Source organism: Streptococcus suis (genome assembly GCF_002960425.1).
Classification (GTDB): domain Bacteria; phylum Bacillota; class Bacilli; order Lactobacillales; family Streptococcaceae; genus Streptococcus; species Streptococcus suis_S.
The window spans coordinates 42,720-51,694 of record NZ_POIZ01000050.1; the positions used below are offsets into that span (position 1 = coordinate 42,720).

Consider the following 8,975-nt stretch of genomic DNA (forward strand, 5'->3'; position numbering starts at 1 on the left):
AACGAAGTAATAAAAGAAAAACTAAATGACGATAAATTGAAAATCATCCCCACACTCTACCACCCAGTTGTTCTCATCCATCACCTGTAAATCAGCTTGAACACTATCGTCAAATATTATATTAAAATCCTGTGCTTTTCCTAGGCATTGGATGGCTTGTTCCCCCTCAAACCGATGGATGTGATAAGGGGCCAGAGTCACTTGTTCACCGCTATTCATATCCTGCAAGACAATGGTTTTATCTAAGCTTAATAAAATGCGGTGATAAGAAGGTAGCGAGGTGAAGGTCGATTGTTCCGTGTCCATACTTGCTGTGGACAATCGAAATTGAAAATTTCTTTCACCATAGGAAGACTGAGTAGGAAAGAGATAGAGTTGAGTGGTTCGTCCACCTGACCAAGATGTTTCTTGGTAATCACTTGTTTTTAACTGTTCAACTTCTATCATCGATGGAAGTGCTGAACTGTGAATACCGGTTCTTATTTGTTCAACTTCTATCATCCTTCACCTCTCTTAGAATAGACCTGTGATATTGCCCTGGTTGTCAATATCAATTTTTTCACTCGCAGGGACCTTTGGCAAACCTGGCATGGTCATAATATTGCCCGTCAAGGCGACGATAAAGCCAGCACCTGCTGAAACTTTGACATTGCTAATAGTCACTGTAAAGTCTGTCGGAGCTCCTAGTAGATTAGGGTTATCTGAGAAGGAATACTGGGTCTTGGCCATACAGATTGGATAGGAACCAAAACCTAGTCTTTCCAGTTCAGCTATTTCTTTTTTAGCAACTGCTGAGAGTTTTACCCCTTGACCACCATAGACTTTTGTCACAATTTTATGTAGTTTGGTTTCAATACTGTCTTCTACATCATAGACAAATTGGAAATGATTTTCTTCTTGAGCAAGTTGGACAACTTTCTCTGCAAGTTGACGACCTCCTTGACCTCCATGCGCCCAAACATCAGACAGTACTACATCAACACCACGTTTGGCACAAGCAGTAGAAACTGCCTCTAATTCTGCCTCTGTATCTAGTGGGAATTTATTGATGGCAACAACCGCAGGTAAACCATAGACTTCCTGTATATTCTCCAGATGTTTTTCAAGGTTTGGTAATCCTGCAAGCACTGCTTCTACATTTTCTTGAGCCAGGTCAGACTTGGCAACTCCACCATGCATTTTAAGGGCTCGGATGGTCGCTACGAGTACGACTGCAGAAGGTCGTAAACCGCTTAGACGACACTTGATGTCAATGAATTTTTCAGCCCCTAAATCCGCCCCAAAGCCTGCTTCTGTCACCACATAATCTGCATATTTCAAGGCCAGTTTGGTCGCTAGGACACTGTTACAGCCATGAGCAATATTGGCAAATGGACCTCCGTGAATAAGGGCTGGGGAATGTTCAAGGGTTTGAACAAGGTTCGGATGAATAGCATCTTTCAGGAGTGCTGCCATTGCCCCAACTGCCTTAAGGTCCCCAGCTGTAACTGGTTGCCCTTGGAAATTATATCCGATAATGATTTTTTCCAGTCGTGCCTTCAAATCAGCTATATTTTCAGATAGGCATAAAATGGCCATAATCTCTGATGCAACGGTAATATCGTAGCCATCTTCCCTAGGTACTCCATTTACCTTTCCATGAAGACCGTCAACAATATGGCGAAGCTGGCGGTCATTCATGTCAACTACTCGCTTCCAGGTAATTCGACGGCTATCAATTCCCAAGGTATTCCCGTGGTGAATATGATTATCAATCAAGGCTGCGAGTAGGTTATTGGCTACACCGATGGCATGAAAATCTCCAGTAAAATGCAAGTTAATATCTTCCATTGGAACAACTTGGGCATAGCCACCTCCCGCTGCGCCACCTTTAACCCCAAAGACAGGTCCTAAAGACGGCTCACGCAGGGCGATAATAGCCTTTTTACCAATAGCAGATAAGGCATCAACCAAACCGACAGAAGTTGTTGTTTTGCCTTCCCCTGCTGGAGTAGGAGAAATAGCCGTTACCAAAATCAATTTCCCATCTGGTTGATCTTTCAAGGCTTCCAACTGACGACTGTCAATTTTAGCCTTGTATCTACCATATAACGATAAACTTTCTTCTGGAATACCTAAACGTTCTGCTACCTGTCCAATGGGTTCCATTTGGACGGAATTCGCAATGTCAATATCTGATAAAACCATAGTCCCTCCTTTACACAATACGAAGAATGTCTTCATATACTTGATCTGCTAGGTTAGAACCATCTTCTAACATCGTCTGGCCTTGTTGGCGGTAGGTTGCAACAAATTCCTCATCCTTGATACCAGATAGATTGATGAGAACATTGAGCCATGCCCCCTGCAAACCTGCCTTGAGCGAGAGGGCTGCTACCCCCAAATCACTGGCTGCATTGGTATTGGACTTGCCAACAGCAGTAGCCGTAACCTGAAGCGCCTGCAAAATTGTTTCCATCATGCCATACGGAGAGAGCGTTGCTGCCTTCAAGGCTGCCTGCATAGCCTGCCTGCGAGCTTCCTTGTCTTCCTCTGTTTCCTTAGGCATATCAAAGACAGCTGATACCTGATTAAAGGCTTCTGTGTCTTCGTCTATTGCCCGCAATAACCGCTCCTGCAAGTCACCAGCCACGGTATGAATTTCTTCAATAGTTGCTTGATAGTCCGCATACTTTTTCTTCCCAAGGGTCAACTCGCACACCATTTTTGTCAACGAAATACCATTGACAGCCGAGAGGGCTGCTGCTGAGCCTCCACCTGGTGCTGGGGCATCTGATCCCAGTAATTGAGCAAATTCTGTAAGGGTTAAATCCACTAATGCCATCGGTCGCACTCCTATCCTAACAAGTGATTTTCTAATACCTGCTTGCTGTAATCAAACTCTTCCAACTGCAAGTAGTACTCTGCCACATCAACCAAGGCTTTTGCAGGTGCCAAACCAACGATTTCAGAACCAATAATTGACACACCATATCTCTTAGCCTCAAAACGAATGGTTTCAAAGGTACGGTAGAGAGAACATTTTTCCAGGTTCACCATGTTCATCGAAACCTGGGCAATATTTCTTCCTTCTAGCATGACACCGATAGCCTTACAATACTTGTAACCTCCACCAGAACCACGGATAATTTTAGCAATCTTATTGGCAATCTCTAAATTGTCTGTATCCAGATTGACATTAAAAGCAACCAGAGGCATCCGAGCACCTACTGCCGTAACACCTGCTGTTGGATGAATTTTTCTTTCACCGAAATCAGGCGCCCAGTCTTCTTCCAATAATTTCTCAGGCATTCCTTCAAACTGACCCTTGCGGACCTTAGCTAGATTTTGTCTTTCTGGTCTACTTGCTGCTTCTTCATAGAGGAAGACTGGGATAGCCAATTCTTTATTGATACGCTCAGCCACTTTTTTAGCTAGTTGGACGCACTCTTCCATGCTGATGTCTTTTACAGGGACAAATGGAAGTACATCCGTCGCTCCCATCCTTGGATGTTCACCTGTATGCTTGGTCATATCAATTTTCTCACTAGCATATTTGACCAGTTGAAAAGCTCCTTCCTGAATACTTTCCTCATCCCCCACCAAAGTAAACACACTGCGGTTATGGCTTTGGTCCGAAGAATAATCTAGCAGGGTCACACCAGGGACGCTCTTAGCAGTTGCTACCAAGCCATCAATGATTTCCTGGTTCCGTCCCTCTGAAAAATTTGGAATACATTCTACAAGTTTTGCCATTTGAAAACCTCTTTCTTTTTATGATTGTTTAGACGATTGATTTACTTTTCAAACAATTTAGCAACAGAAGACTTAATCAAATCTTCATCAGTCAAATAAGGAATAGTGATATGGTCCCTACCTTGACGCATTTGATTGTATTCAATAGCCGTTTCAATCGCATGGTCATTACGAGCCCAGTTCCGACGCGCTACACCACCCATGGTATCCCAAGCGATAGCTGACTTAATAATCTCATCCACGCGCTCGCTTCCATCCAATACCAAACCAAATCCACCATTGATCGATTTACCGATACCAGTACCACCACCATTATGGAGGGCTACAAGGCTCATGCCACGCGCAGCATTGCCAGCATAGCACTGAACCGCCATATCGCAGGTCACATTTGAACCATCCTTGATATTGGAGGTTTCACGGAATGGAGAGTCGGTACCGGATACATCATGATGGTCACGACCCAGCATGACAGGACCGATTTTACCTTGACGGATGAGTTCATTGAACTTCAGCGCAATATTGACACGACCCATGCAATCTTGATACAGAATTCGTGCCTGGGTTCCTACGACCAACTGATTTTTCTCTGCGTCACGAATCCAGTTGTAATTATCACGATCTTGGTAACGACGTGTTGGATCGATAACATCCATAGCAGCCTTGTCTGTAACAATCAGGTCTTCATGCTTACCACTCAAGCAAACCCAACGGAATGGACCATAACCATAGTCGAAAAGCATCGGTCCCATAATATCTTCTACATAGGAAGGCCAGATAAAGCCATCTTTATCATCCAGACCGTTCTTAGAAATTTCTTTGATACCTGAGTCATAAACTGACTTCATAAAGGCATTACCATAATCAAAGAAGTAGGTTCCTCTTTCTGTCAAAGCCTTAATTGCCTGATAGTGACGTTCCAAGGTTTTATCCACTAGGCCAACAAAGCTTTCCTTATCCTCAGCAAGCAAGCGTGTACGCTCTTCAAAGCTAATACCAACTGGACAATAGCCTCCATCATAGACATTGTGACAAGAAGTTTGGTCTGAGAGAAGATCGACTGGAATATTCTTTTCAACCACATATTCTAAGAGGTCTACGATATTTCCATGGTAGGCGATTGAGGTAGATTGGCCTTTCTCTTTTGCATCCAATGCCAAATTCAAGGCTTCTTCTGGACTCTCAGCCAACTGACTAATCCAACCTTGTGAATGACGGGTTTCAATCCGTGACTGGTCAACTTCTGCAACAATAGCAACTGCCTTTGCAATTTCAGCAGCCTTACCTTGAGCCCCACTCATTCCACCCAAACCAGATGAAATAAAGAGCTTACCTCTTAGATCACCGTCGTCAGCCACACCCAATCTCAAGCGTCCCGCATTGAGAAGAGTATTGAAGGTACCATGAACAATTCCCTGAGGTCCAATATACATCCAGCCACCAGCTGTCATCTGACCGTAATTGGTCACACCCATTTCTTCAGCGATTTCCCAGTCCTTCATGTTGTCGTATTCTCCAACCAAAAGACCATTGGTAATAATGACACGCGGCGCTTCAGGTTTGGACTTGAATAGGCCGAGTGGATGACCTGATTCGACCACCAAGGTCTGTTCTTCTGTCATGACCTCCAAATACTTTTTAATCAAACAATACTGCATCCAGTTGGCACAAACAGAACCTGTTTCCCCATAAGTGACTAACTCGTAAGGATACAGGGCAATTTCAAAACTGAGGTTATTATCAATCATAACCTGCATAGCCTTAGCTGCTGTACAATTTCCCTTGTATTCATCAATCGGCTTGCCATAAATTCTTTCTTTTGGACGCCAACGATAGCCATAAATCCGCCCACGAGTTTTCAATTCTTCCAAGAACTCTGGTATAACTTCCTCATGGTATTTTTTAGGAATATACCGCAGGGCATTCTTCAAGGCAATCTCCGTCTGAGCCTGTGTCAACCTAAAGCCCCTATCTGGTGCTCGTCTAATGCCTTCCTCAAAGACGGTCTTTTCAGGCAAGACATCATCTAACTTAACGGTCATTGCTGCCGCAATATCTTTTTCTTCAAAATGTGACATACGTCTTCCTCCTTTTGAATCTAGTGCTTGATTCCTTCCCCAGAAATACACCCATCTCCGAGCAAGAATTCTCTATACATCCCTAGTTTACATTTTATCCGTCTATATAAAGTCTGTTAATATATTGTTGGTACAGGCTTTTTATTTTTTGAGAAAAAAGATACATTTTTGACAAAAATTTGACGGTTTTGTATTATCCTAGAGCTAAGAACAGCATACACAGGAGGTAGCTATATGTTCGCAGATAAAATATTGACGCATTTCAATCAAGTATTTTGTCCAGATGACCCAGGACACCCTTTATTCGGAAAGGAAATGGCAGAAGCCACTATCTTAGAAGACGGCTACATAGCCATCAAGGATGGAAAAATTCTCGCAACTGGGACTGGAGAGCCTCAAGCAGACTTAGTTGGCCCTGAAACGATTCTTCTTTCATGTCAAGGAAAGGTGGCTACCCCTGGACTGATCGATTGCCATACCCATCTGGTCTATGGAGGAAGTCGAGAGCATGAATTTGCTCAGAAACTAGCTGGCGTTTCTTATCTGGATATTCTGGCAAATGGTGGAGGTATTCTATCCACTGTCCGAGCGACCAGAAAGGCTGATTTTGATACCCTCTATCAGAAATCCTATAAACTATTGGACTATATGCTGGACCACGGTGTGACTACCGTAGAGGCTAAAAGTGGCTACGGACTGGACTGGGAAACAGAGAAAAGACAGCTAGAAGTGGTGCAAAAACTTCATGAGGACCACCCTATTGATTTGATTTCTACCTTTATGGCAGCCCATGCCATTCCAGAAGAATATAAGGGAAATAACCAAGCCTACTTGGACCTCATTATTGAAACCATGTTGCCACGAGTTAAAGAAGAAAACTTGGCAGAATTCTGTGACATCTTCTGTGAGCAAGGAGTTTTTACCGCTGAAGAAGCCCGTAGCCTGCTCACAAGAGCCAAGGACATGGGCTTTAAACTCCGTATCCATGCCGATGAAATTAAAAGCATTGGTGGGGTTGATTTGGCTGCCGAACTGGGAACAGTCAGTGCCGAGCACCTGATGGTGATTACTGACCAAGGCATTGATAAACTTAGTCAAGCCAAGGTGATTGGCAACCTCCTTCCAGCTACCACCTTTAGCCTGATGGAAGATACCTATGCACCCGCTCGGAAAATGCTGGATAAGGGCATGGCGATCACCCTTTCAACCGATAGTAATCCTGGCAGTTGCCCAACTGCCAACCTCCAATTTGTCATGCAACTGGGTAGCTTCATGATGCGTTTAACACCAGTTGAAATCTTGAATGCTGTGACCATCAACGCCGCCTATTCCGTAGATAGACAGACCCAGATTGGTAGTTTCCACCCTGGAAAAGATGCCGACATTAGCATTTTTGATGCACCCAATATCGACTTCCTCTTCTACTTCTTCGCAACCAATTTAACAGACCAAGTCTATAAAAAAGGCCTCTGTGTCAGAGGTTAAAACAATAAAGGAAGCCTCCTCATTTGGAAGCTTCCTTTTTAAATTTTCTTATCCAATCTGACTGCCGTTTGGCACAGATGGGTCTACTGTTAAGAGTGTCAAATTGCCGTCGTGTTCGGCTGATAGGATCATGCCCTGGCTGAGCAAGCCCATCATCTTACGCGGCTTGAGGTTGGCAACGATTTGGACTTTCTTACCGACCAACTCTTGCTCATTCGGATAGTACTTGGCGATACCAGACAGGATTTGGCGGTCTTGTCCATCACCTGCGTCCAGACGGAATTTGAGCAACTTGTCAGAGCCCTCCACCTTGGCCACTTCCTTGACTTCGGCCACGCGGATTTCCACCCTGTCAAAGTCCTCGAACTTGATCGCAGCTTTCTCGTTTTTGAGTTCCACGTCAGCTGGGTTCCACTCTTTTTCTTCCTCTTGGGAAATAGCAGAGCTACCACCCATTTGAGCTTGGATATAGGCGATTTCCTCTTCCATATCCAGACGTGGGAAGATAGGTGTACCTTTTGCGACCACTGTCAAACCAGCTGGAAGACCTGCAAAGTCAAGATTTTCAAGGTCAAATTCTGTTCCCAAACCAAGCTGTTCCATAATAGCATTTGAAGTGGTCATCATGAATGGCTGAATGAGGTGTGCCACCACACGAAGACCTGCCGTTAAGTGAGCCATCACCGCTGCCAACTTGTCACGGTCAGCTTCGTCTTTTGCCAAGACCCACGGTGCTGTTTCATCGATGTACTTGTTGGTACGGGAAATGATATTCCAGACCGCTTCCAAGGCGCGTGGATAGTCAACAGCTTCCATATACTTGTGGTAGCTTGCCAAGTTGTCAGCTACAACTGCCGCTAAGTCCGCATCAAAATCCGTCACGTTAGCAACAAAAGTTGGTACTTGACCGCCGAAATACTTGTTAATCATAGCAACCGTACGGTTGAGCAAGTTTCCAAGGTCGTTGGCCAGTTCATAGTTGATACGGCCAACGTAGTCTTCTGGTGTAAAGGTACCGTCAGAACCAACTGGCAGACTACGCATGAGGTAGTAACGAAGTGGATCCAAGCCAAAACGCTCGACCAACATTTCTGGATAAACTACATTGCCCTTAGACTTGGACATCTTGCCATCTTTCATGACAAACCAGCCATGAGCAACCAAGCGGTCTGGCAACTTCATATCCAACATCATGAGCATGATTGGCCAGTAAATGGAGTGGAAACGAAGAATGTCCTTACCAACCATGTGGTAGACTGTTCCATTCCAAAACTTGTCGTAGTTAACATGATCTTCTTGTCGATAGCCCAAAGCCGTCGCATAGTTGAGTAGGGCATCAATCCATACGTAAACAACGTGTTTAGGATTGGACGGAACAGGCACACCCCATGTAAATGAAGTACGCGATACTGCCAAATCTTCCAAGCCTGGCTCGATGAAGTTTTTCATAATCTCATTGAGGCGGCCGTCTGGCTGGATAAAGTCTGGGTGAGCATTGAAGAACTCAACCAATTTATCCTGATACTTGCTGAGGCGGAGGAAGTAAGACTCTTCTGATACCCAAGCAACCTCGTGACCGCTCGGAGCGATACCACCTGTGACCTTACCGTTTTCATCTCGGAAGACCTCTTCTAATTGACTCTCGGTGAAAAATTCCTCGTCCGATACGGAGAGATGGTG

At 44.5% G+C, this 8,975-nt stretch carries 7 protein-coding genes; 1 reads left to right on the top strand and 6 read right to left on the bottom strand.

The window, feature by feature from the left end:
• Positions 1-21 precede the first annotated feature (21 nt).
• The 5 genes from C1G57_RS06690 to C1G57_RS06710 are packed head-to-tail and all read right to left on the bottom strand — an operon-like array spanning position 22 to position 5,810.
• Positions 22-501, bottom strand: a complete 480-nt coding sequence (locus C1G57_RS06690) for a HutD family protein (protein ID WP_105114263.1) — start codon at positions 499-501, stop codon at positions 22-24.
• Positions 502-513: 12 nt separating this feature from the next.
• Complete coding sequence (locus C1G57_RS06695; RefSeq protein ID WP_105114264.1) at positions 514-2,187, bottom strand: formate--tetrahydrofolate ligase; 1,674 nt, start codon at positions 2,185-2,187, stop codon at positions 514-516.
• 10 nt (positions 2,188-2,197) lie between these two features.
• A complete protein-coding gene (locus C1G57_RS06700) occupies positions 2,198-2,824 on the bottom strand; it encodes a cyclodeaminase/cyclohydrolase family protein (RefSeq protein WP_105114265.1) in 627 nt (208 codons plus the stop codon).
• Positions 2,825-2,835: 11 nt separating this feature from the next.
• Positions 2,836-3,735, bottom strand: coding sequence for a glutamate formimidoyltransferase (ftcD, locus tag C1G57_RS06705; protein ID WP_105114266.1), 900 nt, complete (start codon positions 3,733-3,735; stop codon positions 2,836-2,838).
• A 41-nt stretch (positions 3,736-3,776) separates the two neighbouring features.
• Positions 3,777-5,810, bottom strand: a complete 2,034-nt coding sequence (locus C1G57_RS06710) for a urocanate hydratase (RefSeq protein ID WP_105114267.1) — start codon at positions 5,808-5,810, stop codon at positions 3,777-3,779.
• Positions 5,811-6,044: 234 nt separating this feature from the next.
• On the opposite strand from C1G57_RS06710, the gene hutI reads away from it, so the two are divergent.
• The gene (gene hutI, locus C1G57_RS06715; RefSeq protein ID WP_105114268.1) at positions 6,045-7,295 is read left to right on the top strand and encodes an imidazolonepropionase; all 1,251 of its coding nucleotides are present in this window, start codon (positions 6,045-6,047) and stop codon (positions 7,293-7,295) included.
• Between the two features lie 48 nt (positions 7,296-7,343).
• Here the strand turns inward: hutI and metG are convergent.
• A partial coding sequence (gene metG, locus C1G57_RS06720; RefSeq protein ID WP_105114269.1) for a methionine--tRNA ligase occupies positions 7,344-8,975 on the bottom strand: 1,632 nt, incomplete at its 5' end.

Coding starts and splice junctions, on each gene's coding strand:
- ftcD (WP_105114266.1), bottom strand. CDS start 3,735: ATGGCAAAACTTGTAGAATGTATTCCAAATTTTTCAGAGGGACGGAAC.
- C1G57_RS06710 (WP_105114267.1), bottom strand. CDS start 5,810: ATGTCACATTTTGAAGAAAAAGATATTGCGGCAGCAATGACCGTTAAG.
- C1G57_RS06690 (WP_105114263.1), bottom strand. CDS start 501: ATGATAGAAGTTGAACAAATAAGAACCGGTATTCACAGTTCAGCACTT.
- C1G57_RS06695 (WP_105114264.1), bottom strand. CDS start 2,187: ATGGTTTTATCAGATATTGACATTGCGAATTCCGTCCAAATGGAACCC.
- hutI (WP_105114268.1), top strand. CDS start 6,045: ATGTTCGCAGATAAAATATTGACGCATTTCAATCAAGTATTTTGTCCA.
- C1G57_RS06700 (WP_105114265.1), bottom strand. CDS start 2,824: ATGGCATTAGTGGATTTAACCCTTACAGAATTTGCTCAATTACTGGGA.